Origin of the sequence: Bradyrhizobium sp. AUGA SZCCT0431 (genome assembly GCF_018131065.1) — a bacterium.
In the GTDB taxonomy this organism is placed as follows: Bacteria; Pseudomonadota; Alphaproteobacteria; order Rhizobiales; family Xanthobacteraceae; genus Bradyrhizobium.
Genome location: NZ_JAFCLR010000013.1, coordinates 113,625 through 140,383 on the forward strand (window position 1 = coordinate 113,625; position 26,759 = coordinate 140,383).

Genomic DNA, 26,759 nt, shown 5'->3' on the forward strand with positions numbered 1-26,759 from the left:
ACCAATCCCGATGATCTGCTCGTCCGAAAAGCGGCCACGCTTCATACTTGCCCAGATCGAACGTCAAACTGGATGAAGACCGTGAGGGCAAGGTCATGGCGCCTGCACCGCTTCGATGATGCCGCTCATTCGAGCCGTGAAGCCCGAACGACTGCTAAACCCGATTCTCGGAAGTGCAAATTGATTCACCTCGTGATCGTACAACCGCCCTTGTCGCGTTGTTACCGCAGTTTGAAAACCGACTTCGTTCACCAGATGCTCTTCACGAGGACCGCACGCTGTGGGACCGCCATACGGATATGCAAGGTGCCGAATCGGCAATTGAAGCAAATTTTCAAGATAGCCACGGTTATCGGCCAATTCGGCCCGCGCTGAAGGCTCGTCCAGGGTCGCAAGCGCTGCATGTGAGGTCGTATGGCCGCCGATTGACGCGAGCGGATGACGCGCAAGAATGCCAAGCTCGCGTTCGTCCAGGAAGTATTCGTCATTCAATGCCGCTAGCGAAATCCCATTCTCTTTAAACGTCGGCGCGAGCATTGCGCTGCGCCGGTAATCCTGGTGAACCCATTGGCTCACCTCGGTCAATGCCGACGTCTTGCTTCGGATATCAGAACAATGGAAATGCCGGCCCAATGCGTCGATTGTAACCTTGTCTCTCGAGAGAAACAATTTTCGCAAACCGAGCCACCACGAATGCATGGTTCGCGTTGGGGCGCCAGTGGGCACGTACATCATGAACGGCGCGTTATGCCGCTCGAGGATTGGAAGCGCCACCGAGACATTATCGCGGTAGCCGTCGTCGAAAGTCAGAACGGCATAACGGCGCGATTGATCATTCCTTGCCAGCTTCTCAAGACACTCATCCAGGCTGACGATTGACCATCCTTCTCGCTGCAGCCAATCGAGTGAATACTCGAAAAGCGAAGCTGATGTTCCGGTCATCAATTCAGGCTGACAATCCCGCTGTATCTCGTGAAATAGTATGATAGCGGCTCTAGCCGCGAAGCGTGCGCGTAAGAAAGGCAGTTCTCCAACTCGACTCGCGCCGTAGTACAGGCAATCTTTCAGAATCTGGTTCATTAGGACCCACTCAGCGGGTGCGTGATGCCCGGTGCCGATGACAGCTACTCGGGATCGAATCCACCCGTTACCTCTCCTCCCGTTACGGTCGTCCTGGAGGTGCCGACGTCATTTGAGCAAGTGTAGGCAATAGCGTTGAGAATAAAAACACATCAACGGGTTCACCGGTAGCTGAGTAGCTACCAATTGTGGGTACTCCTGAAGGTGGTCGGGACCCGCATACAACGAGGCCGCGTCAACCCGCCGGTTAACACTATGAGGAACGCTCGTCCGTTCGGCATGATCTGCCCCGATGCGATCTCACCAATCGGAACCCGCGCTTGGGCGCATGTGGGTCAACCCCAATGATCGTTGTATTATGCTGGCCACCAAATGATGCTGGCGATCACCGGGCGCCGGCCGTCATCGAGCTTGAAGGGTCGGCCCGGCGCCTTTCCGTCCGTGAAGCTCCCTGCCACACCCCTACGAGTTTATCGACGTAGGCGCCGATCTCAAATCGGATGGCATGCTGGGCGCGCGCTTGAATCCCGAGCCGGGCACGAAGCGCGGGATCAGTTAGAAGCCGCTCCAACGCCTGCGCCAGGGCCGGGGCATTCTTCGCAGGTACCAAAAGGCCTGTCCTTTCGTGCTCCACAATCTCTGGCAAGGCGCCGACTGGAGTGCACACAACGGCTAGTCCATGAGCGAAAGCTTCCACCACGCACATTGGCAGGTTCTCGACCCAGGACGGCAAGACAAGAATATCAGCCGCCTGTAGTTCAGCCGTTACACCGCCATCATCGAGCCATCCAGGTACGCTCACGCGTCCGGCAAGCCCAAGGCGTTCAACCAAAATACGGGTCTCGGTCACTGCTCCATCACCGGCAAGTGTTGCTTGCCAGTCATTGCGATGCCGAATTATCTCGAACGAATCGAGGAGCTCACCAATTCCCTTGGCTGGACCAAGACGACCGAGAAACAGGAGTCTGACCGGGCCATCGGCACGAAAATCATGTCGCTGCTTCCTGGTCGAATTGGGCAAAATGATTATGCGGTCTGCCAGTTCCGGCAAATTTGTAACGATCAAATCGGACCATACCCGACCAAGAACTATTACGAATTTGGCTTTGGAAAACAGAGTATCTATCCGACGGCGCGCAAATCCGTTGCACGAGTCCCAGAAGTGACCGAATTCACCTGAATGCAGGTGGACGACGTAGGGTATGCGCAACGCTGACGCGACTGCCGCAACGATAAACTTCCGGTATGCGCTTGCATTTGCAGAAAGGTTTATGTGAATGACATCGATCCCCTGCGACGCTTGCAGGTAAATTATTCTAAGAAGGGCCCAGGCTAACACGACGGGTGACAGATAAATATTCGCTCCGCGGCTGACCACAAACCGAAGATCAACATCGGCGCGCGGGTCCTCGCGAAATTCGTACCGGATGGAATCCATCATGCGATCGATTCCACCTTTCCCTCCTTCGCCAAGGGGGGTGACCACCACGACGTTGAGCCGCGCCGCCGATTGTCTGTGAAATTTGTTGAACATCTGTCTCTGCAAGACCTCAGTCAGCCACCGTTCATCCATCATTTGTCCGTCGCAATTGCAGCCCGCTCGCCAGGCACCATCCCCGAAGCCGCGCAATATCCGGGCGGTACGGCACTTGCCCGGTCATCCGCGTCCTGGCGGTGGGAAGCCTCACCGGCCCAATCGAAAGCCGGCTTCCTGAAATCTCGTGATCGAATGCGCCCCGGTTCGCCTTCATGCAGTAACCCGTTTTGTGCGTTTCAAGACATTGAGCAGCGTCGTGGTGGCGGTGAGATCGATCCCTTCCATCGCATAGATGTAGGCCGCCATCGATGCCCTGTTCGCCACCCACGCGATGGCGACAACGACCGCCGTTCCCCAAATCCCGAACTTCCAGGTCGCGCCGATCATGGCCACGATCCCCAACGCGGAAGTGACGACCATGATGTACATCGCGGCCCGCTGATGCCCGGTCATGTTCAGTGCGATAGTGCCGACGCCGAAGTATGTTGACGCCAGCATACCGACCGACAGGACCATCAGGACGCCGTGAGCGCGGACGAAACTCGGTCCGAACACCATCAACACGATGTCGCCGACCAGTGCCAATGCCACAACGCACACAAGAACTGCGAGAAAGGCAGCCAGTGTCGCACCCGACATGACACGTGTGATCTCCGTGCGACGTCCCTCGTCGAACAGGCGCGCGATGAGAGGTGCGGCGGGAACGCAGAAGGTCGCCAGGAAGAAATCGAGAAGGAGCGCGATCCGATTGGCGGCGTAGTAATATCCGGCGGATTCTGGACCAACCAGAACCGAGACGATGACGATGTCGATTGCAACGAACAGGACGAGGGCTACGCTGGTCACCCAGAACGGTGCTGAAGTGGAGAGGGTGTCGGCAATGCCCTCCTTCGATCGCCTCGCCGCCGTGGTGAACAGTCTATTATGGCCGTCGGCGAGATGTCGCAGGTAAGCTTCCGGAATGGCGATCAGCAGGATCAGGACGCCGGTTGCGATCACGAGAACATCTGCCGCCTTCAGCGGATGGCCATACGTTGCGAAGAGAGCTCCGCCGAGCAGTATGATGAGCAATCGCCACAACACGTCCTTCGGCACGAGTGCGAGGTAGACGGAGCCGAGCGCGCGACCGACCGAGCTCTGCATTTCGATCAATGCCAACGGCAGTATCAGAAGCAAGCTCGCGGAATACTCCCAGCGTCCGAATATTCCTCCCCGGCCGTGAGCGACGACGAATATCAGGAGCGCGATCACGGTCGCTGCAATACTGCCCACGCATGTCACACGAACCCGGCTTGAGACGATCGAGCCGATCGCCGGATAGTCTTTCCGGGCCGCGAGACTTGGTAATTCCCGTACCACAAGAAGTTGCTGACCGACGAGGCCAATCGTCGAGGCGATCAACCCGAAGGTCATCAGCGACATGAGGGCGCCATACTCCTCGATGCTCATCATCCTGGCAAAACAGACGCCAAAGGCGAATGTTACCACTGCACCAGAGCAACGATAAGCGAAGGCCAGTACAGACTTCCCGAAGAGGGATCCAAGCATCCAAGGCCCTCGATTCACTTCATTTGAATACTGCACAAAGCAAACTGCCATGTACGCTTCTTGCTATATACGCTTCGTGCTGCGCCGAGGGCGTGCTCTACCAAGCCAATCCCTGGGCGGCTCCACTCGATGATGAGGAGCAGGAGTCCAGGAGATCTGCCGTTGTGAACATCTACGGCTGGCGCCGACGATAAAAAATCAACAATGAGTTTGTTATATCGAGGACGTCCCATCGAGTATATTCGTGCTACCGCATCGGGCCGCGACCCTTTTGGATTACCCCTTCCGGTTCGTTCCGAAAGGCGGCCGGCCGAAACATCGCTACCTTGAACCACCGCTGTGCCCGAGCCAGGCCGTGACGTCGTCATCCTCTGGACTCGATCACGCGTCCAGGCCGCGCCTGATTCCGCCGTGCTCCGCTACCCCACCGGGCTCCTCCCTCGGGTTCTGGCGTCGAAGCGTCGACAAGGCAGCGGGTGTATAGTTCTGTTTGGCCAGAGCCGCTTCACCTTGCTGAAGGACCACCACAGGCATGGTGCCGTCCCCGCTGGTGCGGAGGAATCCTCGATCCGACAGATCGCGCAGCATTCCGATAGCGACACCAAGAAGCACGCCTCCCACGATCGATATTCCAAGTACGATTGCCGCTTTCGGCGAGCTGGCGTCCATGGGAGGGGCCGCTTCGATCAGCAGATGCACTTGTAGCGTCGGCGAGGATTGCTGTTGCGCCTCCATGTAACGCAGCACACGAAGAAAATTATCATAAGCCTTTGCGGTCGATTCCGCGGTGGCTTCAAGTTCGGAGAGGTCACCTTGCGTTTTCGCCGTCAATTGCGATGGGGGTGTTCCCGGATCGGCGGGCTCTGCAGGATCCGCGCTGTTGCTCTTGTTCTTACGGTAATTCGCCAGAGCGTTTTGGGCGGCTGACGCTTGGCTGCTTAACTCTTTTATCTGATCCCTGACCCATTTCTCACTTCGCAAAGAGGATTTGATCTTTGCGTCCATTTGCGCCGCAATATGCATCTCCGCAACGGTGTTCAGGATCTGGGCCGCGCGCTCAGGGTCGACGGAGTCGAAGGCAATCTCGACAATGTACGTAGTGCCAACGCGCTTGGCCGAAAGCTTGCGATCGAACGATTCGAGAGCGCGTCGCATCACGCTGGATTCCGTGTCCGGTTTACCCAAGCCGAGCATCCGGAATGTCGACTTGATCGTGCTGCGCAGGCCGCCCCTGGCAAATTCCGGATCCTCTGCTAAGCCGAGCTTCCGTATCACGGCGCGAGCGAGACCCTCAGACTTTATGACTGCGATCTGACCTTCCACCATCGTTGACGCGGATGCTGTGTCTCCTGGAGTCGCTTTCGCATCCACGACGAGTTTCGCGGTGGCGGTATACGTCGGTACTGCAATAGCGAGGTAGAGTAGAGCGGCGCTAACCGTTGCAAGACACGCCAGCAACATGATCGCGAGGTGCCGCCGTATGAAGGCAAACCCTTCCAGCAGGGGCTCGATAGGCGAACGAGACTCAGGCGGCATAGTGTCCTGATTTGCGGAGCTATCAGTTCTAAAATTCTGCAGCATTTTCACTTCCCAGCCCTGCTAGTTGTACTACCGCGGTTCCGCACAACGGGCGCTAATGGGATACCACGGATAGCCTGTTGCGCTGTGCGAACTACCAAATAAAAAGTCAGCTGGCGGAAGATGCGGCAGCTGGAGTCGCTTAGTAGGCGTTCCAATACACCTTTCTGGAAAAGAAGGTCATGAGTATGATTTTGAGATCGAGAAGGAGTGACCAGTTGTCGATGTAGTAGAGATCGTGCTCCACACGACGCTGCATCTTCTCGAGGGTATCAGTCTCGCCACGGTACCCGTTGACTTGAGCCCAACCGGTAATGCCTGGCTTGACGTTATGGCGACGGGAAAATGACGAAATCAGCTCAACGAACACCTCGTTTTGCGCGGTCGCATGTGGGCGAGGCCCGACCAGCGACATGTCACCGGCCAGGACATTGAACAACTGCGGAAGCTCGTCGACATTGGTTTGGCGCAAGAGGCGCCCCAGACGGGTCACCCGTGGATCGTGTCTGGTGACAGGGCTGAAATTGTCGCCATCCTCCATCACGGTCATCGATCTGAATTTCAGCACGCGAATCGGCTCGTTGTTGTAGCCGTGCCGTGTCTGGCGAAAGAAAACCGGCCCGCGGGAATCGAGCTTGATTGCGAGCGCAACGATGACGAAGAGGGGGCTAACCATAATCAGCCCGGCGATTGCAGCGGCGACGTCGAATGCCCGCTTTATTGCCCGGTTGAAAGGATCGAGGGGACACTGGAAGATCCGCATCGTCACCATGTCACCGAACTGAGTGATCCGCGACACGGCCATGAGATCGATGGATCCAACCGGAAGGACGTGAACGTCAACCGGGAGGTCTGACAGGGCGCTGGCAAGCGCGAGAGCAGACGGAACGTCCGCCTCCGAAGGTAAAATCACAATGTCATCTGCTCGGAGGGGCCGGCAGTTTGCGACAAGCTGGCGCGCATCAAGTAGTGCTTGGGCAGCGTCGGGAAGCGCCGGTACGGAGGCGTCGGTGCGAACCGTCGGAAAGTCGAACGAGTGGATGGTGCGAATTCCGGTGCCCATCGCTCGAACGGAGAACTGCAGGCAGTGACCCTGGTCTCCAATTAGAACGATGCGCCTGGCGTCGATCAGCCCCGCTGCAATAGCTGGCTGCAGTAGTGAGAACCATATTGCCCGTGTGCCAAGTACCGCGAGGAGGACGCTCACGGCCTGGGCGATGACAGTGGCGCGTGAGTACTCTTCGGAGATTTTCAGAACGAATATCGTCGAGAGGAAGAAGGAGAATGCGAGGAAGACGCTGCTTGCGCCGCTCCATAGGAACGTGTGGCGGGGCTGCGTCAGGATCCGGGAGTACTGGCCGAGCGCAATGGAAACGAGCAGCTCCAATGTAGCAATCAGAAGGGATTCCTGAATGTACTTCGCGGGATCCGGCGAGACCAGGACCTGCCCCAGGATCAGCCGATGATAAAGGATAGCGGCGAAATAGGCCGCTACAGTTATGAGAAGGAATTCGGTACTTGCTGCCAATGCCAATAGGGCAGCTAATCGGTTCTTGCCGACGCGTGCCGGGAGTGTCCTGCCGACGCCGACCGAACGTGTAGAGGCCGGCAAATTGGTAAAGGAGGCGTAACTCATCGCACTCTGCCACCCAGCCATTCCGTCCCCCTGGCCAAATCAGTAGCATCGGAGTCGCCGCTTCGAACTGGCAATAAATGGGTAGGGAGGGGTAACCACGATGGTCGATTGAGCTGCGGCAACGCGGGATTAAAATTGCCGGAAAGAAATCCGCTCGCAATTCTCAGCACTGATCAATCGAGCGGCGAAGGAGACACTGAGCGGCACAGCACCAATGAGGGGAGCAAAAGAACGGCAAGTCGTGCGGATCGCTTATCTGGACGGTCGCTCGGACGATAGCGATGCAGGCGCGCGCCGCCTTCCATCAGGAGATTTGAAGAACTTCACCCATAGACCCCACGTCCAAGCAGGAATTGCTACCATGCCGAATGCCGGACTGCGCAATGATTTCCATATCGATGTCTTCGGCAGCACCCTGGGCCGCAGCATCAAATGGGGCCTGGTGGCCGTTGGCCTCACGATTTTCGTTCCTCAAGCAAAGGCCGAATATCGGGTAAGCATCGGAGACGTGCTGGAGGTCTCGGTGGCGGGCGTGCCGGAGCTGCGGCATCGTGCTGCCGTCCAAATGGACGGGAATATTTCGTTACCACTGGTCGGAATGCTTCCAGTAGCCGGCCTGCCCTTGCCGCAGGTCCGGGACAAGATTGGTGCCGCACTGGCGAGCAAGGTGTTTCGACAGCGCGAGGCCGTCATCGTGATAGACGCGGATCAAGTCACGACGATGGTGGCGGAATACAGACCGATATACGTAAATGGGGACGTGTCGAAGCCGGGCGAGTACCCTTACCGTCCGTCCATCACCGCGCGCCAGCTCGTTGCTGTGGCAGGCGGCTACGACGTCATGCGTATCAGAATGAACAATCCGTATCTCGAGTCGGCGGATTTGAGAAGCGAGTACGGATCGCTTTGGACAGAACTCGCCAAAGAACAGGCGCGTATGTGGCGCATCAAGAATGAGCTTGGAGAGGCGACGCAGCTCAATCCAGGTATTCTGACGGACGTGCCCATAGCCCGGTCGGCGATTTCGGAAATAGTCAATGCAGAAACGGAATATTTGAAAACGAAGCTGAGTGACTTTCAGCAGGAGAAGACGTTCCTTCAGGGCGGCGTCCGGCGGGGAGACGACGAGATCCGCGTGCTCTCGGAGCAGCAGAAGAAAGAGGAAGAGGGACTTCACACAGACCTCGAAGAATTGCAAAAGGCGTCCGATCTTTATGGCAGGGGGTCCTTGACCAGCCCTCGCGTTACGGATGCGCGTCGCGCGGTGTTGCTGTCGTCAACCCGGAAGCTGCAGACCTCTGCGCAACTACTGCAGGCCAAGAAGCAACAGGACGAGCTCACCAGAAGGCTGGCAAAGCTTGACGATCAGCGGAGGCTCGATCTGCTCCGTGAGCTGCAAGACACCAGTGTAAAGCTTAACCAAATTCGCGAGAAGCTGCAGAGCGTCGGAGAGAAGCTTCTGTACACTACGATGGTTCGATCACAGCTCGCACGCGGAAGCGGTAACAAAACGGAGATTGCGATCATTAGAAAAGGCGACAAGGGCCACGAACGGATCATCGCAAGCGAAGATACCGAGTTGGAGCCGGGTGACGCAGTCGAGGTCACCTTGCGATACCAGGACCGGCCTGACGCTTCTCCCCGAAGCCTAAGCAGTTCAAGTATCCCGTCAGGGATAGGTCGGGTCGACGCGACTGGGAATGATTCGCTGCGCGTCGGGAGGAGGTGACGAGGGTTGCGGCACCGGCGTTCGTCTATGCCACGACACGCCTTGGCGCGGCTGCCGAAGCTTTCTCGCAGAAACAGTTATCGCGGTCCGGGTCTGGAGAGCGTGGCCGGCGCCCAGGCAGGCATTGCACGCAAGCCGGTTGGACGAACACGGAAAGTGGCCGAAATGATCTTGCTGACAGGCGGCGCTGGCTACATAGGGTCTCATGTCTGTATCGCCTTGATGGACGCCGGGCTCGACGTCGTCGCGGTCGACAATCTCTCCAACAGCAACAAGGCCTCTCTCCAACGGGTGCAATCCATCTGCGGGCGGTCGCTCGTCTTCCGGCACGCTGACATCCGGAATGAAGAGGCCATCTACGAAATACTTCGTTCCTGCGGGGTGACCGCGGTTATTCACCTTGCGGGGCTGAAAGCCGTGGGCGATTCCAACGTTCGGCCCATGACGTATTACGAGAACAACGTCTTGGGAACGATGCGGCTCGTGTCGGCCATGAAGCGGGCGAACGTGAAGTCGCTCGTCTTCAGTTCGTCTGCAACCGTTTACGGCGTACCCAGCTATCTGCCGCTCGACGAGAAGCATCCGCTCGGACCGACAAATCCGTACGGCCGCACGAAGTTCTTTATCGAGGAAATGCTGAGGGATCTTTACAGCTCCGACGACGATTGGCGGATCGGTATCCTGCGGTACTTCAATCCGGTTGGCGCGCACGAAAGCGGACTCATCGGAGAAGACCCGCTGGGCGTTCCGAGCAACCTGTTGCCGTTTGTGGCGCAAGTGGCGATTGGAAAACGAGAAAAGCTGCTCGTTTGGGGGAACGACTATGACACTCCGGATGGCACCGGTATCCGCGACTTCATCCATGTCGTCGATCTTGCAGCCGGTCACCTCAGTGCCTTGCGCCACCTGAAACGGCCCGGGGTGCTCACGGTCAACCTTGGAACGGGCAGCGGCAGCAGCGTTCTGGAAGTCATTCGAACATTTGAGGCGGTGAGCGGCAGGTCGATTCGGTATGAAATCGAGGCGCGCCGGGCAGGGGATGTCGCCATCTGTTATGCCGACCCCACGTTTGCGAAGGAGGAGTTGGGTTGGAAATCGGCGCGATCGTTGGAGCAAATGTGCGCGGACCATTGGCGTTGGCAATTGCAGAACCCCAACGGCTATCGTGCTATCGAGCTTAAGGTCCAGGAGCGGTCCAGGCATGCCGACCGTCACCGCCCGAGCGTCGGCTCCAGGGGGTGAGCAGGCACCGAATGGTCCGACCGCATGAGCGGGCTTGAGGACGAGTTGCGGCAGCAAGCACGCCGCCCGTCAGAGGTAGCCCGTTAAGACCCGAAATCTCCATGCATGGCAGCGTAACTTGCAGATAAAACAGTGACGGTAGGGACAAACGATGCCGCATTATCGTGTCTACGTTTCGGATGAACACGGCCGGTTGGTGGGCGTGGTCAACTTTGACTGTATTGACGACGATGCAGCGAAAGAGCGCGCCAAGCAGTTAGGGAACGGCCACGAGGTGCAGCTTTGGCGACAGGTCGCGCAGTTCAAATTCGAGAATCCGCCGGACCGATCCAAGCGGCGACGAGGCGCCCTCACGCACTAGGACCAGCGCAATCACGCGCCGCCACCATCCTGACGCCTGGCCGCACTGTGACGCTGTACCGCACACCAATGCCGATTATGCCGTTACGATGACTTGAGGGATCGTCTGATGGAACGATCCCAGCTCCAGCCAGCATGATCCCAACGCATCATCGACGATCCGACCACCGCCGAGATCACCGAGAAGCAGGCGCGCCCGATCACATACCAGCTCACCATCGCCAGGCGGTGCGCGCGACGCCGAGCCCCAGCCAGGCCGCCGCGTTCATCGGTACGGTCATCGGGTAGCGGCGGATGCCGTCCGCTTCTCGCGAGGCTTCCCGGGCCGGCCAAGCCCGGCTTCGAAGGCTTCGTCTCAAGAAGAGGCGGGCGCACCGTCGCGGTCTGAACGCAGCGACGCGTGAGTCTGGTCAAGCGCGTGCAACGGGCGGCATTTCCGACCGTCGATTTGGTGAAGGATCCGACCGGCGTCGCCGTCCTTCTCCTGGCCAAGAAGCAGGGGGCGCTACCGACCTAGATCGGTATCGACGGCTCCGGGTGGTCGCACACGGTTTCGAGCCGGATCGCTTTCTCCGGCGTCTCGGCGCCGACGTGTCCGTGTGGGACAGTGCAGGACTCCGTGCAGATCGAGATCGGCCACCAAGCTTCGGCCGGCTGCCCTTCAGCGCCCGCTCGATTTCGCCGCGGACCTTCGCGTGCCATTCTGGCTCGATGTCGGGCAGCCGAACATCGCGCAACGCGAAGACGTCGTAGCGGCAAGCTTCGTTTTTGCGCACGCAACGCATGCAAACCGCGGCGGCACTGACTTCCAAATCCCGCCGCGATCGCCGGCTATTTAGCTAACCGCGCTGCGCCAACAGTCCTTGGGTTGATGTCCTTGCGGATCAGGCCGTCGTAACGCGCTACCTCGGCATGATTTGTCTCGTGGTTAAGCCCTTCAACCGGCGCCGGCCCCCCGATTTGCTTGATTTCGGAGATTGCCGCGATGGGGGTCGGATGTCGCTCGCTAACATTTGAGATTGAGGGCTGAAAGCTGCTTGCCCGATTGTTCATCCCCCAAATCGCCGCTTGTGTCCGGTTCTGGACCCGGATCTTGCGCAGGATTGCCTTGACGTGGACCTTCACGGTCGCCTCGGCGATGTCGATTTTTCGCGCTATGGATTTGTTGGACTCGCCTTCGATCAGGCCGCGCAGAATCGACTTCTCCCGAGGGGAAAGCTGCGGCGCGATCGTGTCCTCGGTTGTAACGAGGATTGCCTCGCCGCTTTCGACGCTCGGCGCCGCCTCAGGCTGGTGGCTGCCTTTGGAATCGAGAAACAATGACAGGAATGCCGGCGGAAAAAATGTTTCACCCATCATCACCAACTCGACGGATTTGATGAATACATCGCACCTCATCACGTCGACGAAAAAGCCGTTGGCGCCGGCCCGAAATGCCGAAACCAGTTCATCCAGCCGATAGTGATCTGCCACGATTGCAAAGCGGCCGCCTGGATACCTCTCGCGCAAGAGTTCGATCTGTTCCAAGGCGACGCTGAAATCATCACCGGTGTGGACAATGAGAAATAGCAATTGGTGTGGTTGGAGTTTGCCGGGCGGCAAATCATCAGCGCACGATACCGAGGCGGATGTGCGACAATTTGCTGCGCGTAGGATTCTGGCAATTCCTTCCCTAACTAAGATGCTCCTGCCAACGAGAACCGTTGTAAAAGATTTTTGCCTCCGCATTTTACTCTCCCGCCAAACGCAATTGTTTTGAACTAAATGATTGGCTTGTTCTTCAGTCGGTCTTCTTCTCCGGTCGTCTTGCTCCTTCGTTCACAGGGTTTTTCGTTGGCGGATTTCAAGGGCCCCGAATCTGTGATGCTTGTTTTCCTTGGCAGGTTTCGAGGGATCCGCGTTGGTAAAGCTTTTATGAATGTTAGATTCGAATTCCCCGTATCCCTATATACCTTTGGTTATAGTGCTCGCTCGAGCAGATGGATGTCGTTCATAATGGCTAACGACCCCTTCTTCCGCATTCTCTGAGCGAGTTGACAGCGCGACGCTAATCAAGCGTTGTGAGACTTTTAGCTGCTGAGCGTGTCGCCAAGTTCGAATGCACTGGTGCGCGAGCTTCAAATGATGAAAGGCGAAAGCGAAGTAACGCGTCACTCGAAACCAATCCGTACTTCTACGGAAGGGGTACATCTTTTGAGGCGCCGACAGGCTGACAGGACGGGGGTTAACCTCGTTTTGCGTTGCGGCATCAAATGCGGTGCATTGTTGGAAATTTGTCTCGAACTCGTTTAGGTTAGCAATGAAACAAGCGGAGGCGAGTGGGGTTTAAGTTATTGGGGGGACAGGCTGAGGAACCGCTCGATGCGTTGTACCAGCGTAGTGATCGCAGACCGGCATCCAATCGTTCTGCAGGGGTTGAGCCGCCTGCTTGGCGCTGACGGCGACTTCAACATTGTTGCGAGTTGCAGTGATGGTGCGAGTTGCATCGAGGCGCTGCGGAAGTTCGGGCCGGACATCGCAATTCTTGGCGTTTCAATTCCTGGCGTGACCGAGTCGGAAATTCTCTCCATCATCAATTCCGAGAATCTTTCCACGCGACTGGTCTTTTTCACCTCATCTGACGAGGACTGCGAACTGGTTATGGCAGCTGCGGCCGACGGCTACAGCGTCATTTCGAAGGATACGGAGTCCGAAGCTCTGATGCAGGCCTTGCGCGAGGTTGCGACAGGTCAGCGGCTGTTGCCGCTGCTTTCGCCAGAGCAAACGATAGCTCGGGAGCAAAGCGCGGTCGCTGAGAATGCGCTGACAACGTTGACGGACCGTGAGCGCCAGATCATGCGCCTGGTGTCCGAAGGATTGTCGAACAAGGAAATTGGTCGACGGCTGAGTATTACCGACGGCACCATCAAGGTGCATCTTCATCACATTTTTCAGAAGCTCGAAATCAGTAACCGGACGGTGCTTGCGGCGCTCGCGATTTCGCAGAGCGATCGCGCGGGTGCCCCTGAGGACAAGCCGGCGCTGCCCATCTCGTCCGATTGAGCGGAAGGTGGGACGGGTCGAGGGAAAACTCGTGCCGTCTTAATCAATAAAGGCAATTCGAGAAGTACCAAGTCATCGGCGACGTCGATGCTGGATTGAACATGTCGTCCGCACGGCTGGCCATTTTCGCATTAGAACACAGCTCGTCGGTATTGGTGGCGCGCTCTATCGCAAGCGGGCGAGACCGCCGATACGCTCGCCTCGCTTGAATTCGCCGAAGGCTCATGGGCAACGCGCCCTTGCGGTAGTCAATGGAGCAAGCTCTACGATGGCGCGCGCGGGCCAAATCGTGCTGCAAAACTCGCAGGTCCGGAGGTCGGCCGAATAGTTTGGCCATCCGGCACGGGCGCCCGCTGGTCGATGGTGTGCCGCGGCGAAATTCTCGCTTTCAGTGCCGCTTTGCCAAGCTGTCTCGTGCTGTGTCCGGGGCTGGTGGCACGACTTCAACGTATTCGCGATGAATTGTGGTCGGCGATTTATTTCCATCGAACAAGACGCTGACGCTATTAACGTAGACGCTCCCTCCAACAATCGTGCCCGTCTTGCTGGCAAGGCGCGCGCAGCGTGACGCACCAAGAGCGCTCATTCGAACGCGAACGCCAATCGATAGATTGGACTTCATTGGACAGTCCAGGCTGCAATCGACTCAGTACAGAGCTATTCTAACACATGACGATATTCGGCTGGATGCGGCGCAACCGGCACCTCCTGCGCGCAGCATCGATTTTAAGGGGTACCCCCATTGCGGGGTAGACTTGGTGCGTCGTCTGGCGACAGTCTAGGTGCGTGCGATTCGTCCAGCTCATGATCAACGCGGGCTGTGAGCCGGCCGCCGGGTGGGCTATCGAAAGCCTCAATCAGGGCGACACGAACGAACGTTGTGCTAATATTGCTCACCCGTCTTGGTTTCGTGCGTTTTCGAGCGGAGGCAAAATGCGTATTGCTCTGCCATACACGGCTATTGTCTGGTGCATCGCTGTTGCGATTTGGATCGCCTTGGGCACGGCACTATAGCAGGCGCTTCGGTATCTGGCAGTAACGTCGCTGTCCAGGCATCGGCCTAAGCCTGCTCGAAATTGTAGAGCGCGGCCGGATTGTCCCGGAGAATCTTCCGATAAAAGTCCTCGTCGCCAACCTGGCGGCTCAAACCTGACGGATCACCTTTTCGGCGCACTTCAGGAAATTCCGGACTAACGGATTGAGAGAATCCCGGCGCCAGCAAACCGCGACATCGATGGCGTCGTCGGCATCCAGGAAGGGCCTGAACACGACGCCCGTTGGACATCCGAGTTCGGCGCAGGCTGGAAGGATCGCCAGGCCTTCCCCGGCGAGGACCATGCTGAGAGCCGAGTGGACCGTTTCGACCCGGTTCGCAACCGGCATGCCGACCTGATGCCGCCTCAGCAGCGACGTCACAACGGAGGTCGCGGGATCTTCGGTGGGCCAGGGCAAGCTGATAAGCGGACGCCCTTGCAGTCTTTTTACCGGCACTGCGGCGGAGCGCGCAAGGGGCGAACCGGCCGGCATGGCAAGCATCAGTCGCTGCGTGCCAATGGTGGAGGCTTCAATCTCGCTGTGGCGAATTGCCGGCATGCACAGTGCGACCGTCACGCTGTGATCCAGCAACCGTGCCTCACGCGTCGATGCGCTCAGCTCTACAAATTCGAGGTCGACTTTCGGAAGCGACCTGCGGAGTTCCGGAACGAGTTTGGGTAACACGGCGTGGGCGAGCGCGAACATGTATCCGACTGACAATCTTCCGCGGCGCCCCGCCGCCACCGCGCGGGCTGCCTCAAAGCCTTCAGCTGTCAAGGCCAGGGCTTCGCGCGCGCGCGACAGCAGAGCGCGACCGGCCGCCGTCAGCTCCATTCCCCGCGCGCCTCGGCGAAACAGCGAGGTTCCTACTTCCGATTCCAGTTTGCGGATCTGGACCGAAAGTGGCGGCTGCGCCATACGCAGGCGGACGGCCGCTCGGCCAACGCTGCGTTCTTCGGCAACAGCAACGAAATAGCGGAGACGCCGGAGGTCCATTTTGCCATACCGAAATCGTATGGGTGAGTTGTGCGATGGTATTGGACCTGAAGTCAATGTGAGTGTCATCTTTGCGTCATTCGACCCTGGGGACCTTAGCGCGATGAGCAATGAGCTGTGCTTGCTGCCCGCCACCGAACTCCGCGCGCGGATTGCCCGCAAAGACGCCTCACCGGTTGAGATCATGCGTGCGGTGCTTGCGCGCGCGGAGCGAATGCAGCCTGAGTTGAACTGCTTCATCACGCTCTGCGGCGATGAGGCGATGGCCGAGGCAAGCAAGGCGGAGCGTGCGGTCATGGCCGGGGAGCCGCTGGGTCTTCTTCACGGCACTCCGTTCACCGTGAAAGATCTGGTCAATACCAGGGGGGTGCGAACGACTTTCGGAGCGGTCCCCTACAAGGACAACGTTCCTGATCATGATGCGGTCGCCGTGGCGCGCATGCGGGCAGAGGGAGCCATCCTTTTGGGCAAGACCACGACGCCGGAGTTCGGCACCAAGTGCCTCACGGATTCGCCGTTGTTCGGCCGCACGCGCAATGCCTGGAGCGGCGCGCGCTCGAGCGGTGGCTCGAGTGGGGGAGCGGCGGTTGCCGTTGCCAGCGGCATTGCGCCTCTAGCGATCGCGACGGATGGCGGCGGCTCGACGCGGATTCCGGCGGCTTGCAACGGTGTTGTCGGGCTGAAGCAAAGCAACGGCGTCATTCCCCATAGCCAGGTGCAGGACGCGTTCGGCAACCAGACCTATGTCACCCCGATGACGCGCACCGTCGCGGACACCGCCCTGATGATGCAGGCAATGTCGGGAGAGGACGCTTCCGATCCGTGGTCGATGGGATTCCCGCAATGGAATTTTGTCGAGGGATCGGCTCCAAACGGCGACCTGCGCGGGCGCAAGATCGCATTCTGCCTTGCGCCTTCAGGCCGGCCGGTTGCGGCCGATGTCGCTGCGGCATTCAAGGACGCGCTTGCCAGGCTGGAAGCCCTTGGAGCCGAGGTCGAGGAAATGTCCGCCGACGGATTTGAGGTGGAGCCGATCTGGCGGGCCATCAATCACACCGCCTGGCGCGCACGATTCGAGAAGCTCGCGGCCGAACATGGCGATGTGCTGAGCGAGACCTTCATGAAGCAACTGGCGCTGGCCACGAAGGTAAGCGGTGTTGACTATCAGCGGGCGATGTTTGACCGTACGGCTCTGTTCCGTCGGATTCAGAGTTTGTTGCAGAGGGTCGATATTCTCGCGATGCCAACCATCACCCGCACCGCGCTTCCGATCGATCAGGATCTGTTCGGCACGATAGAGATCGACGGGCGGGTGTTGAGCGACGTCCGGCCAAACTGGTTTCCCTGGACGATGCCGTTCAACATGACCGGCCATCCGGCGGTCAGTCTGCCCTGTGGCTTTGACTCGGACGGCCTGCCGATCGGCATTCAACTCGTCGGCAAATTCCGTGGAGACATCGAACTGCTGCGCGTCAGCGCGCTGTTTGAGGGCTCGCAAGATCTTCTCGGCCGGTGGCCGGGGCTGGACGGCTAAGCGAAAATGCGGCCGCCATCACACCTGATCGCTGACAAGGGACGGGCCGACAACAAGGGAATCGAGACTTGAGCGTCTTCCTTTTCCGCCGCTTTCTGACGCTGATGGCGACGCTGGTTGGTGCGTCGCTCATCATCTTTTTCGTTCTGGATGCCTTGCCCGGCAACGCCGCGCAGATGCTGATGGGCGCGGATGCCTCGCCTGACGCCGTCCGGGCGCTGACGGTCAAGCTCGGGCTGGATCAGCCGCTGTACTATCGGTACGTCCATTGGATCAGGGGGATGCTGACCGGCGATCTAGGCAACAGCTATGCCTATGGCACCCCTGTCGCCGGCCTGATTGCGGAGCGCCTCACGCTGACCATTCCGCTGGCTGTCATGTCCATGTCCATAACGGTCGTGCTGGCCCTGGCTGCCGGAATCTATACGGCGGCAAATCACAACAAGCTCGGCGATGTCGGCGTGATGTCGCTGACGCAGTTCGGCATCGCGCTTCCCAATTTCTGGTTCGCCATCCTGCTGATCCTGCTGTTCTCGGTGAAGCTGCAATGGCTTTCGGCCGGCGGATTTGCCGGCTGGGACGAAAGCATCGTTGCCGGGATCAAGTCGCTGCTGCTGCCTGCGATCTCGCTATCGGTGGTGCAGGCGGCGATCCTTGCGCGGGTCACGCGTTCGGCGGTGCTTGAGGTGCTGCGTGAGGATTTCGTGCGCACCGCACGCGCCAAGGGTTTGAGCAAGCGCGACGTCTTGTGGCAGCATGTGCTGCGCAATGCGATGATCCCGGTGATGACGATCATGGGCCTTCAGTTCGCCAACCTGCTGGCGGGGACGATCGTGATCGAGAACGTGTTCTATCTGCCGGGTCTCGGCCGGCTGATCTTCCAGTCAATCGCCAATCGCGACCTGATCGTGGTGCGCAACTGCGTGATGCTGCTGGCGGCTGTGGTCGTCATCGTCAACTTTGTGGTCGATGTGCTCTATGCCTTCATCGATCCGCGCATCAAGGTACACAGCCTATGAGTACCCCGCTGAGCGCCTCAGTCGAGGTTGGGGCCGCCACCGCGCGTCAGCGGCTTGCGAGCGGCTTCTGGCGCCGCGCGCTGCGCCACCGCAGCTTTGTCACGGGCGGCACGCTGAGCCTGATGGTGCTCTGTGCCGCTTTGCTGTCGCTGGTTTGGACGCCGTGGTCCGCCTATGAAATCGACGTGGCCTCCAAGCTGCGACCACCGTCGGCCGCGCATTGGCTCGGCACCGACGTGCTCGGCCGCGATATCGTCTCGCTGCTGCTGGTAGGCGCCCGTTCCACCATCATGGTCGGCATCATAGCCGTCGGGATCGGTCTCACTTTCGGGGTGTGTCTTGGACTGATCGCCGCCGCGCGCAAGGGCTGGACCGAAGAGATCATCATGCGGATGAGCGACTTCACCTTCGCGTTTCCCGCGGTGCTCTCGGCCATCATGCTGGCGGCGGTCTTCGGACCGGGCATGGTGACCTCGATCGTCGCCATCGGCATCTTCCAGATTCCGACCCTCGTCCGGTTGACCCGTGGATCGGCCAATGCGATCTGGGCGCGGGAGTTCGTGCTGGCCGCGCGCGCCTGCGGCAAAGGCGGCTTCCGCATCACGATCGAGCACGTGCTGCCCAACGTCCTGCCGATCCTGATCGTGCAGGCGACGATCCAGTTCGCACTCGCAATCCTGGCCGAAGCGGCGTTGTCCTATCTCGGGCTCGGCACGCAGCCGCCGCAACCGTCCTGGGGACGCATGCTGAACGACGCCCAGACGCTGCTGTTCCAGTCGCCGATGCTCGCGGTCTATCCGGGCGCTGCGATCGCCATCGCTGTGCTTGGCCTCAATCTGTTCGGAGACGGGTTGCGCGATCTGCTCGATCCCCGGCTGGCGCGGGAGCGTTGACCATGACCGGGTCCGCCAACGCGCCTTTGATCGAAGTCCGCGACCTCGGCGTGCGGCTCAACACCAGCCGCGGCCCCGCGCAGGCCGTTCGCGGCGTCAGTTTCTCGCTGAGGCGCGGCGAGACCCTGGGTCTCGTCGGCGAATCCGGATGCGGCAAATCCGTCACCGCGCTGGCGCTGATGGGCCTCTTGCCTGACAGCGCCGTCATCAGCGGCAGCATCCGCCTCGACGGCATGGAGCTGGTGGGTCTGCCGGATGCGAATTACTGCAAGCTGCGCGGTAATCGCATCAGCATGATCTTCCAGGAGCCGATGACCGCGCTCAATCCGATGCACACGATTGGCCGCCAGGTGGCCGAACCATTGCGGCGCCACACCAATTGTTCGGCGGGAGAGGCGCGCAAGCAGGCCATCGCCTTGCTCGATCGTGTCGGGCTTCCCGATGCGGCGAAACGCGTCGATGCCTATCCGCACCAGTTCTCCGGAGGGCAGCGGCAGCGCGTTACCATTGCCATGGCACTGGCCTGCCAGCCCGACGTGCTGATCGCCGATGAACCGACCACGGCACTCGACGTCACCATCCAGGGACAGATTCTCGACCTGATCGCCGATATCGTTGCCGAGCGCGGCATGTCGATGATTCTGATCTCGCACGATCTCGGCGTCATCGCCGAGAATGTGCAGCGCATGATGGTGATGTATGGCGGCACCGTCGTGGAAAGCGGCGCGACGGATGCGGTGTTCACGCGCATGGGACATCCCTATACGCAGGGTCTGTTTCGCGCTCGCCCGCGCCTTGGTGCGCGCAAGGGCACCCGGCTGAAGACCATCGCCGGCACCGTGCCCGAGCTTGCCGATCTGCCCTCCGGTTGCACTTTCGCCGACCGCTGCGCGATCGTCGAGGATCGTTGCCGCCTAGCGCCGCCGGCCGCGGTGGACGTCGGCGCCGGCCACGGCGTGCGCTGTCTCAGGACGGATGTTTCGATGGCCGAAGCGGTTGGAGTTTTGGGCGCATGACCATGCTGGATCAGGTGTCATCGTCCGCCGAACTGCCGCTGCTCGATGTGAAGGATCTGGCGCAGCGCTACACCTTGCCGCGCGAAAGCGTGTTCAAGCCGGCCGGGCAGGTGCATGCGCTCAACGGCGTCACCGCAAAGGTGACGGCGGGCCGAAGCCTCGGTGTGGTCGGCGAGTCCGGATCGGGCAAGTCGACCTTCGCGAGGCTGGTGATGGCGCTGGAGCGGCCGTCGTCGGGTTCGGTGTCGCTCATGGGCCGCGACCTGAACCGGCTGCCCGCCGACGAACTTCGCCGCGCCCGGCGTGATTTTCAGATGGTGTTTCAGGATCCGTACGGCTCGCTGGACCCGCGACAGACCATTGCGCGCATCGTCGCGGAGCCCTTGACCGCGCTCGGACGCATGGATCGCGCCACGCTGCGTCAGCGCGTTGCCGACGTGCTGCGGCAGGTCGGGCTGCGCGAGGCCGACATGGACAAGTTCCCGCACGAATTCTCCGGCGGCCAGCGCCAGCGCATCGCGATCGCGCGTGCGCTGATCACCCAGCCAAAACTGATTGTCGCCGACGAGCCGGTCAGCGCACTCGACGTCTCCGTGCAGGCGCAGGTGCTCAATCTCCTGCAAGACCTGCAGGATCAGTTTGGGTTGAGCTATGTCCTGATCAGTCACGATCTGGCGGTGGTGGATTATCTCTGCGACGAGATCGCGGTGATGTATCTCGGGCGGATCGTCGAGCAGGGAAGCCCTGAGGATCTGTTCGCGCATTGCGCCCATCCCTATACGCGGGCGTTGCTCGAGGCGGTACCGCGCGCCCGGGCCGGCGGTGTGCGCCGGCGTCGCGGTGCGCAGGTGATCGCCTCGCATTCGCTGGACGCAACGGGATGTCCCTACGCGTCGCGCTGTGCGCTCGCCGACCGGCACTGTCGCGAGGTCGCGCCTGCGCTGCGCGAGGTGGGTCCGGCGCAATTAGCCGCGTGCCATCGCGCCGAGACGGTGATGGCATTGCCTCCGGTAGCGTCGGAGGAAGGTTAGCCTTTTATGCGGGACTGGCTTAATCTGGTCGCGCGATATGTCAGGGGAGCAAGCGATGTTCAGGAAGTTAGCCATTTTTGCAGTTGTGGCCGCGTTCGCCGCCGCGCCGCTGCCGAGCCTGGCGCAGGGCAAGAAGGACAGCGTCGTCATGGGCATGACGCTGGAGCCGCCGGGGCTCGATCCCACCAACGCAGCCGCTGCGGCCATTGCCGAGGTCACGCTCTATAACCTCTATGAGACGTTGACCAAGATCAACGAGGACGGTTCGGTATCGCCCTTGCTCGCCGAGAGTTGGAAGGCGTCGGAAGACCTGAAGACTTATACGTTCAAGCTCCGCAAGGGCGTCAAATTTCACAACGGCGAGCCGTTCGATTCCGCCGCGGTAAAGTTTTCCTACGATCGCAACGCGGCGCCGACCAGCACCAACAAGGACAAGAGCCTGTACCAGGCGTTTGAGTCGGTCACCGCGCCTGACGCGGAGACGGTCGTGGTCGTGCTCAAATATTCCGAACCGAACCTGCCGTTCCTGATCGGTCAGGCCGGCGGCTCGATCGTCGAGCCGAAGAGCGCGCCGACCAATGCGACGCAGCCGGTCGGCACCGGACCCTATACGCTCGGTGCCTGGGCCAAGGGATCGTCGATGACCCTGAACAAATGGCCGGATTATCGCAACGCCGCTGCGATCAAGCTTTCCAAGGTGACGATCCGCTTCATCGGCGATCCTTCCGCGCAGGTTGCAGCGCTGCTGTCGGGCGACATCGATGCGTTTCCGCGCGCCGCGGTAGCGCGCAGCGTGGCGCAATTCAAGGCCGATCCGCGCTTCAATGTGCTGATCGGCGGCTCCAAAGCCAAGACCATCGTCGGCATCAACCAGAAGAGGAAGCCGCTCGACGATGTGCGGGTTCGCCGCGCCATTCTCGCCGCCATCGATCGCAAGGCGATGATCGACGGCGCCGTCGATGGATTTGGCTCGCCGATCGGCAGCTTTTATACGCCGGGATCGCTCGGCTATGTCGACACCACCGGCATTAATCCCTACGACCCCGAAAAGGCCAAGAAGCTGCTCGCAGAAGCGGGCGTCAAAGCGCCGCTGGAGCTGAGCCTCAAGCTGCCGCCGCCACCTTATGCGCGCAACGGCGGGGAAATCCTCGCGGCCCAGCTCGCCAAGGTCGGCATCATCGCCAAGATCGAGAACGTCGAATGGGCGCAGTGGCTGTCACAGGTGTTTGCCGGCAACGGTCCGCACAATTTCGACCTCACCATTGTCTCGCATGTCGAGCCGTTCGATCTCGTGAAGATAACTGAGCCTGACTACTATCTCGGCTATAACAACGAGGCTTTCAACGCGCTCTACCAGCAGATCAGGGCGACACCGGCCGAGGCCGAGCGCGCCAAGCTGCTCGGCGACGCACAACGCATGCTGGCGACCGACGCGGTTGCCGGCTTCATGTTCCAGCCGCAATGGATCACCATTGCGAGCAAGAAGCTGAAGGGCGTGTGGAAGGAAGTCCCGCAATTCGAGAACGACTTCTCCGCCTGGTCCTGGGAATAGCCGCCTCGCGAGGGGCGGTTAGCGGACCTGTCGGATGGCTGTTCCGGTGCGCGCCTGATCGGGGGAGATCATGGGGCGGCCACTGGAATCGCGTGCTGACGTCCGCCTCTCACCTCGATCGCGGCAACGCCGATGATCGCGCCGACGCGGCGGGCGAGCCTTTCGACGGCCTGGCGGTCACGGACGTCGATGGAGGCCTGGATCTTGTATTCGCCGGCTTCTTGGCGGGCATCGACGGCCGCCAACCGCAGATCGGCGACGCGCACCTGGTCGAGCAGGCGGCCGAGCGCGGCATGTAGATCGCTTGCGTGCAGCTCCAGAATGAACACGGCATCCCCATTCAAATTTGGAGAAGTTATATCCGCGTTTCGTGAGAAGAGGCTTCCTTTTGCCTGGCAAATTGGCAAGTTAGCGATATAATTGTCCTCGGAAACTAACCAATACCCAGAATAGAGTTCTCGGTTATGAAGGCGACACGGCGGAAGGACTCACTGCGCCTTGACGAGACCGACCGACGCATCCTGCGGGCGATGCAAGCCGATGCACGGCTCACGACGGCGGAGCTGGCCGACAAGGTCGGGCTATCCACGACGCCATGCTGGAACAGACTCAAACGACTGGAGAAGCAGGGTTACATCGACGGCTATGTTGCGCTCCTCAATCAGGAGAAGCTCGGTCTGCCGGAAACAGTGATCATCGAAATCACGCTCGACCGTCACGATGAGGAGGTGCTGGAGCGGTTCGGCGAATTGCTCGCAGGTTTGCCCGAAGTGATCGAGGCCTATCTCACCACCGGAGATTATGACTATCTGGTCAAGGTCGCCGTGGAGAGTACGGCCGGCTACGAACGCTTCCTGCGAGAAAAGCTTTATCGCATTCCAGGCATCCGCCACAGCCGATCGTCATTCGCGCTGCGGTGCCTCAAGAAACTGACCTCGATTCAGGTCTGATTTTCAGATGTGCGGCTTGCGATCGCCTTCGCCCCAGACATGGCGCGAACGTTCGAGGTGGCGGCGCATCACCGCAACAGCGCCGGCCTCATCCTGCTTCGACAGCGCGTCGAGCAACTGGAAATGCTCGCTGGCCGACTGCGCGATATGTTCGCGGGTCGAACCATTCTTGAAGCCGTGAAGCCGAACGCGATCACGTAGCGTCTCGACCAGGTCGGCGAGGGGCTTGTTGCCGAGTGTAGCGATGAGCCCGATGTGGAATTGGCGATCGGTCTCGAGGAACTCAATGAGATTGCCGTCATCGGCGGCGCGTTTCGTGGCTTCTGCAAGATGGCGCAGTTGTTCGGTCTGCGCGGGCGTGAGGCGGGCCCGCGCGATCTCGGCGACAACAGGCACTTCAAGCAGCAGCCGGATCGCGAAGATATCGTTGAGTTCGCCAGGCGACAGCGAGACCACGCGGAAGCCGCGATTTCGTACGGGCTCAAGCAGGCCTTCGCGCGCGAGATCGAGCAGGGCTTCGCGTACGGGTGTCGCCGAGACGCCGAGATCGATCGCGAGACGCGGGACGGAATAGAGCTGATCGGGTTGCATCTGTCCCGTGATGATCAGTCCACGGATCACCTGCCTCGCTTGCTCCCGCAGGCTGGGCCCGGACACCAGGCTCGATGCACCGATTTGTCGAAGATCCATGGCTGTCACTAGCCGAAACTCGCGGATGAGTAAATGTAACGTGTGACATATTACCGTTGACCGCCGTCGTGTGATATGTGATATATTACTATAAAAGTCGCAGAAATGGGAGGTTTGCCGTGGTGGAACGCATTTTGATGATCGTGTCCGACACTGTCCGCTGGGACATGCTCGGCTACAACGGGGGCCACGTCCGAACTCCCAATCTCGATCGGCTCGCCGCGCGATCGATGGTCTTCGATCGCTATTATGCGTCGAGCTTTCCGACAGTGCCTGCGCGCTACGACTATCTCACCGGCAAGCCTGCCTTTGCCGGCGTCGGCTGGGGCGCGCTGCCGCGCGCGGATCGCTCGATTGCGACCGCATTGACCGAAGCGGGTTACACGACGCTCGGCGTGGTGGACACGCCGTTCTACCAGGTCAACGGCTATTCATATGATCGCGGCTTCAACTTCTTCTACGACATGAAATCCCAGCTCTTGGGAACGCCGCATTACAGCTCCTACACCGCACCCAACAAGACCAAGCGCCAGGGCGAAGGCAAGCTTCCGCAATGGCCGATCACCGGCAAGGTGAAGCCCGATCCGCGCACCGGCGAGATGGATTGCCCGGCGCCGCTCACCATGGTGCAGGCGGCCAAATGCCTCGAGCAGATCTTCGAGGACAAGTTCTTCGCGCTGGTCGACACCTGGGATCCGCATGAACCGTGGGATCCGCCGGCCTACTACGTCAGACACTATCTTCCTGACTATGGCGGCGAGCGCGTGCACCCGCCCTATGGCGACTGCAAGAAGCACGGCATGACGGATCGCGACATCGCGGTGGCGCGCGCGCTCTATAGCGGCGAGCTCGAACTGGTCGATCGCTGGATCGGGCATCTGCTCGACCAACTCGTCTATCTCGGCATCGAGGACTCTACCGCCATCATCTTCGTCTCGGACCACGGCTTCCTGCTGGGAGAGCACGGGCTGATGGGCAAGATGGTCCGCAGAGCGCCCGGCGAAGCGACGTGGATGCGTTCGCCGCTCTATGAGGAGATCGCCAGGGTGCCGCTGTTGATCCATGTGCCGGGCGCAAAGCCCGGACGAACCAATAAGCTGACCTGCGCGCTCGACCTCGCTCCCACGATCTGCGACATGGCCGGCCTGCCGCGCCAGGCGGAGATGCAGGGGCTCTCACTGCTTCCCGCCGTCCGCGGTCAGCCCTTCGAAGGGCGCGATCACGTGCTGACGGCTCTGCCGCTCGCCAATCCCGGCGAGACGGTTGAAGTGGTCGACGACCTGATGCGGACGGTGGTCGAATGGCAACCTGTCACCATCACGACGCAACAATGGTCGCTGCTCTATGCGACACCGAGCGAACCGGTCGAGCTCTACGATTTGAATGCCGATCCGAAGCAAACGACCAACGTAGCGGCAAAGCACCCCGATGTCATCCGTTCTCTGCTGGAGTTGTATGCGGGGGACCTGCGCCGCGCCGGAGTCGCCAAGAAGTACAGCGATCCGCGCCTTGCCGGTTTGCTCGAACGCGCATGACGGTTCGCGACATCGCTCGGAAGGGCTCGACGCCCAATCTGCCGAGGCGGCATCGTCGAGATCGCTGAGGTGCCGCGGTTGACGTCGCTGAAAGCGTCCATCAACAGCGCAAAGGATGGGACAGCGAATTGCTGTCCCGTTCTCTTTCGTCGACATCAAGCGAAGCATCAACCTGCAAGAATACGGTGATGATGACGGCCGCATCCTCGGCTGGCTAATCAGTCGACCCTCACCATCAGGGTGCGGCCGTTGACGTATCCGATGGCATAGGTGTGGCCATTCATCGTTTTATAGTGAAACTTGCGGTGACCGCCGACGACGGCATTGGGTTCGTTGTCGCCGAGTTGGCTGTGGGTGTTGCTGGACCGGGTGATCATGACTTCTCCATTTCGTCCGACCGGCAGCGGTTATCGCTGCCCTCACGTCGGCGGTACAGAATAGAGGACGGCGCTTTACCCCGCTGTTCCCTGGGGAACAGCTCCAGACAGCGAGCATTCGAGTGGTTGCATGCCCGATAACATGTTGGAAAATAAGGAACTATACGAGAGTGAAGTGAGCTGGCGGGGCTGGCAATTGCTAAGGCCTCGAGAGCCTTGGAGGTGGTTCTGCGTCTCTCTCCCGCATGCGGGTGACAGAGTTCAGACTTGAGGAAGCCGGCGCTGCAATTTGTCGCAGCGATTTGTCGCGGCAGCATCCAAACGCGCTCGATGCGGGCTCGAGAACATCGGTCGCGGCCGCGTGTCATCCATTTGGTTT

Annotated in this window: 22 protein-coding genes; 12 read left to right on the forward strand and 10 right to left on the reverse strand. The window is 59.9% G+C overall.

Annotated elements, in window-relative coordinates; all coding sequences use genetic code 11:
* Positions 1-93: 93 nt before the first annotated feature.
* The 5 genes from JQ567_RS15010 to JQ567_RS15030 form a co-directional block, all read right to left on the reverse strand.
* Entirely contained in the window at positions 94-1,080 is a 987-nt protein-coding gene (locus JQ567_RS15010) for a polysaccharide deacetylase family protein (protein ID WP_212439540.1), read from the reverse strand.
* A 385-nt stretch (positions 1,081-1,465) separates the two neighbouring features.
* Positions 1,466-2,614: a glycosyltransferase family 4 protein gene (locus JQ567_RS15015; RefSeq protein WP_212439541.1), complete on the reverse strand. Its 1,149-nt coding sequence runs from the start codon at positions 2,612-2,614 to the stop codon at positions 1,466-1,468.
* Positions 2,615-2,827: 213 nt separating this feature from the next.
* Positions 2,828-4,165: a lipopolysaccharide biosynthesis protein gene (locus JQ567_RS15020; RefSeq protein ID WP_249165472.1), complete on the reverse strand. Its 1,338-nt coding sequence runs from the start codon at positions 4,163-4,165 to the stop codon at positions 2,828-2,830.
* A 381-nt stretch (positions 4,166-4,546) separates the two neighbouring features.
* Positions 4,547-5,746, reverse strand: a complete 1,200-nt coding sequence (locus JQ567_RS15025) for a Wzz/FepE/Etk N-terminal domain-containing protein (protein ID WP_212439542.1) — start codon at positions 5,744-5,746, stop codon at positions 4,547-4,549.
* A 139-nt stretch (positions 5,747-5,885) separates the two neighbouring features.
* Positions 5,886-7,379, reverse strand: a complete 1,494-nt coding sequence (locus JQ567_RS15030; protein ID WP_212439543.1) for an undecaprenyl-phosphate glucose phosphotransferase — start codon at positions 7,377-7,379, stop codon at positions 5,886-5,888.
* 361 nt (positions 7,380-7,740) lie between these two features.
* On the opposite strand from JQ567_RS15030, the gene JQ567_RS15035 reads away from it, so the two are divergent.
* The 3 genes from JQ567_RS15035 (at position 7,741) to JQ567_RS15045 (ending at position 10,711) form a co-directional block, all read left to right on the forward strand.
* The gene (locus JQ567_RS15035) at positions 7,741-9,108 is read left to right on the forward strand and encodes a polysaccharide biosynthesis/export family protein (protein ID WP_212439544.1); all 1,368 of its coding nucleotides are present in this window, start codon (positions 7,741-7,743) and stop codon (positions 9,106-9,108) included.
* A gap of 165 nt (positions 9,109-9,273) precedes the next feature.
* On the forward strand, positions 9,274-10,350 hold the full coding sequence (gene galE / locus JQ567_RS15040; RefSeq protein WP_212439611.1) for a UDP-glucose 4-epimerase GalE: 1,077 nt from the start codon (positions 9,274-9,276) through the stop codon (positions 10,348-10,350).
* A 151-nt stretch (positions 10,351-10,501) separates the two neighbouring features.
* Positions 10,502-10,711 (forward strand): hypothetical protein, encoded by a 210-nt coding sequence (locus JQ567_RS15045; RefSeq protein ID WP_212439545.1) that lies wholly within the window; start codon positions 10,502-10,504, stop codon positions 10,709-10,711.
* 830 nt (positions 10,712-11,541) lie between these two features.
* On the opposite strand, the gene JQ567_RS15050 is transcribed toward JQ567_RS15045, so the two are convergent.
* The gene (locus JQ567_RS15050) at positions 11,542-12,438 is read right to left on the reverse strand and encodes a response regulator transcription factor (RefSeq protein WP_212439546.1); all 897 of its coding nucleotides are present in this window, start codon (positions 12,436-12,438) and stop codon (positions 11,542-11,544) included.
* Positions 12,439-13,071: 633 nt separating this feature from the next.
* Between JQ567_RS15050 and JQ567_RS15055 the strand changes: the two genes are divergently transcribed.
* Positions 13,072-13,752: a response regulator transcription factor gene (locus JQ567_RS15055; RefSeq protein WP_212439547.1), complete on the forward strand. Its 681-nt coding sequence runs from the start codon at positions 13,072-13,074 to the stop codon at positions 13,750-13,752.
* Between the two features lie 1,143 nt (positions 13,753-14,895).
* Here the strand turns inward: JQ567_RS15055 and JQ567_RS15060 are convergent.
* On the reverse strand, positions 14,896-15,783 hold the full coding sequence (locus tag JQ567_RS15060) for a LysR family transcriptional regulator (protein ID WP_212439548.1): 888 nt from the start codon (positions 15,781-15,783) through the stop codon (positions 14,896-14,898).
* Between the two features lie 103 nt (positions 15,784-15,886).
* Here JQ567_RS15060 and JQ567_RS15065 point away from each other — a divergent pair, with 103 nt between their 5' ends.
* The 6 genes from JQ567_RS15065 (at position 15,887) to JQ567_RS15090 (ending at position 22,828) form a co-directional block, all read left to right on the forward strand.
* Positions 15,887-17,317, forward strand: a complete 1,431-nt coding sequence (locus JQ567_RS15065) for an amidase (RefSeq protein WP_212439549.1) — start codon at positions 15,887-15,889, stop codon at positions 17,315-17,317.
* A gap of 68 nt (positions 17,318-17,385) precedes the next feature.
* Positions 17,386-18,336, forward strand: coding sequence for an ABC transporter permease (locus tag JQ567_RS15070; protein ID WP_212439550.1), 951 nt, complete (start codon positions 17,386-17,388; stop codon positions 18,334-18,336).
* Positions 18,333-19,229: an ABC transporter permease gene (locus JQ567_RS15075; RefSeq protein ID WP_212439551.1), complete on the forward strand. Its 897-nt coding sequence runs from the start codon at positions 18,333-18,335 to the stop codon at positions 19,227-19,229. Before JQ567_RS15070 ends, JQ567_RS15075 begins: the two co-directional genes overlap by 4 nt.
* Before the next feature lie 2 nt (positions 19,230-19,231).
* Positions 19,232-20,245 carry an ABC transporter ATP-binding protein gene (locus tag JQ567_RS15080; protein WP_212439552.1) on the forward strand — a complete coding sequence of 338 codons (1,014 nt, stop codon included), beginning with the start codon at positions 19,232-19,234 and terminating at the stop codon, positions 20,243-20,245.
* Positions 20,242-21,276 carry an ABC transporter ATP-binding protein gene (locus JQ567_RS15085; RefSeq protein ID WP_212439553.1) on the forward strand — a complete coding sequence of 345 codons (1,035 nt, stop codon included), beginning with the start codon at positions 20,242-20,244 and terminating at the stop codon, positions 21,274-21,276. The genes JQ567_RS15080 and JQ567_RS15085 overlap by 4 nt, the downstream gene beginning before the upstream one ends.
* Positions 21,277-21,331: 55 nt before the next feature.
* On the forward strand, positions 21,332-22,828 hold the full coding sequence (locus JQ567_RS15090) for an ABC transporter substrate-binding protein (RefSeq protein WP_212439554.1): 1,497 nt from the start codon (positions 21,332-21,334) through the stop codon (positions 22,826-22,828).
* Positions 22,829-22,896: 68 nt separating this feature from the next.
* On the opposite strand, the gene JQ567_RS15095 is transcribed toward JQ567_RS15090, so the two are convergent.
* Positions 22,897-23,157: a hypothetical protein gene (locus JQ567_RS15095; protein ID WP_212439555.1), complete on the reverse strand. Its 261-nt coding sequence runs from the start codon at positions 23,155-23,157 to the stop codon at positions 22,897-22,899.
* Between the two features lie 135 nt (positions 23,158-23,292).
* On the opposite strand from JQ567_RS15095, the gene JQ567_RS15100 reads away from it, so the two are divergent.
* Entirely contained in the window at positions 23,293-23,778 is a 486-nt protein-coding gene (locus JQ567_RS15100; protein WP_212034820.1) for an Lrp/AsnC family transcriptional regulator, read from the forward strand.
* Between the two features lie 3 nt (positions 23,779-23,781).
* Here JQ567_RS15100 and JQ567_RS15105 read toward each other — a convergent pair whose 3' ends face one another.
* Complete coding sequence (locus JQ567_RS15105) at positions 23,782-24,468, reverse strand: GntR family transcriptional regulator (RefSeq protein ID WP_212439556.1); 687 nt, start codon at positions 24,466-24,468, stop codon at positions 23,782-23,784.
* A gap of 119 nt (positions 24,469-24,587) precedes the next feature.
* On the opposite strand from JQ567_RS15105, the gene JQ567_RS15110 reads away from it, so the two are divergent.
* The gene (locus JQ567_RS15110; protein WP_212439557.1) at positions 24,588-26,003 is read left to right on the forward strand and encodes a sulfatase; all 1,416 of its coding nucleotides are present in this window, start codon (positions 24,588-24,590) and stop codon (positions 26,001-26,003) included.
* A 218-nt stretch (positions 26,004-26,221) separates the two neighbouring features.
* On the opposite strand, the gene JQ567_RS15115 is transcribed toward JQ567_RS15110, so the two are convergent.
* On the reverse strand, positions 26,222-26,380 hold the full coding sequence (locus tag JQ567_RS15115; protein ID WP_212439558.1) for a hypothetical protein: 159 nt from the start codon (positions 26,378-26,380) through the stop codon (positions 26,222-26,224).
* Between the last annotated feature and the right edge of the window lie 379 nt (positions 26,381-26,759).

Excerpts from the sequence above, each read along its gene's own strand:
- JQ567_RS15060 (WP_212439548.1), bottom strand. The coding sequence starts at position 15,783 with ATGGACCTCCGGCGTCTCCGCTATTTCGTTGCTGTTGCCGAAGAACGC.
- JQ567_RS15035 (WP_212439544.1), top strand. The coding sequence starts at position 7,741 with ATGCCGAATGCCGGACTGCGCAATGATTTCCATATCGATGTCTTCGGC.
- JQ567_RS15085 (WP_212439553.1), top strand. The coding sequence starts at position 20,242 with ATGACCATGCTGGATCAGGTGTCATCGTCCGCCGAACTGCCGCTGCTC.
- JQ567_RS15100 (WP_212034820.1), top strand. The coding sequence starts at position 23,293 with ATGAAGGCGACACGGCGGAAGGACTCACTGCGCCTTGACGAGACCGAC.
- galE (WP_212439611.1), top strand. The coding sequence starts at position 9,274 with ATGATCTTGCTGACAGGCGGCGCTGGCTACATAGGGTCTCATGTCTGT.
- JQ567_RS15115 (WP_212439558.1), bottom strand. The coding sequence starts at position 26,380 with ATGATCACCCGGTCCAGCAACACCCACAGCCAACTCGGCGACAACGAA.
- JQ567_RS15065 (WP_212439549.1), top strand. The coding sequence starts at position 15,887 with ATGAGCAATGAGCTGTGCTTGCTGCCCGCCACCGAACTCCGCGCGCGG.
- JQ567_RS15015 (WP_212439541.1), bottom strand. The coding sequence starts at position 2,614 with ATGTTCAACAAATTTCACAGACAATCGGCGGCGCGGCTCAACGTCGTG.
- JQ567_RS15050 (WP_212439546.1), bottom strand. The coding sequence starts at position 12,438 with ATGCGGAGGCAAAAATCTTTTACAACGGTTCTCGTTGGCAGGAGCATC.
- JQ567_RS15045 (WP_212439545.1), top strand. The coding sequence starts at position 10,502 with ATGCCGCATTATCGTGTCTACGTTTCGGATGAACACGGCCGGTTGGTG.
- JQ567_RS15055 (WP_212439547.1), top strand. The coding sequence starts at position 13,072 with ATGCGTTGTACCAGCGTAGTGATCGCAGACCGGCATCCAATCGTTCTG.
- JQ567_RS15020 (WP_249165472.1), bottom strand. The coding sequence starts at position 4,165 with ATGCTTGGATCCCTCTTCGGGAAGTCTGTACTGGCCTTCGCTTATCGT.
- JQ567_RS15105 (WP_212439556.1), bottom strand. The coding sequence starts at position 24,468 with ATGGATCTTCGACAAATCGGTGCATCGAGCCTGGTGTCCGGGCCCAGC.
- JQ567_RS15030 (WP_212439543.1), bottom strand. The coding sequence starts at position 7,379 with ATGAGTTACGCCTCCTTTACCAATTTGCCGGCCTCTACACGTTCGGTC.
- JQ567_RS15010 (WP_212439540.1), bottom strand. The coding sequence starts at position 1,080 with ATGAACCAGATTCTGAAAGATTGCCTGTACTACGGCGCGAGTCGAGTT.
- JQ567_RS15025 (WP_212439542.1), bottom strand. The coding sequence starts at position 5,746 with ATGCTGCAGAATTTTAGAACTGATAGCTCCGCAAATCAGGACACTATG.
- JQ567_RS15075 (WP_212439551.1), top strand. The coding sequence starts at position 18,333 with ATGAGTACCCCGCTGAGCGCCTCAGTCGAGGTTGGGGCCGCCACCGCG.
- JQ567_RS15080 (WP_212439552.1), top strand. The coding sequence starts at position 19,232 with ATGACCGGGTCCGCCAACGCGCCTTTGATCGAAGTCCGCGACCTCGGC.
- JQ567_RS15090 (WP_212439554.1), top strand. The coding sequence starts at position 21,332 with ATGTTCAGGAAGTTAGCCATTTTTGCAGTTGTGGCCGCGTTCGCCGCC.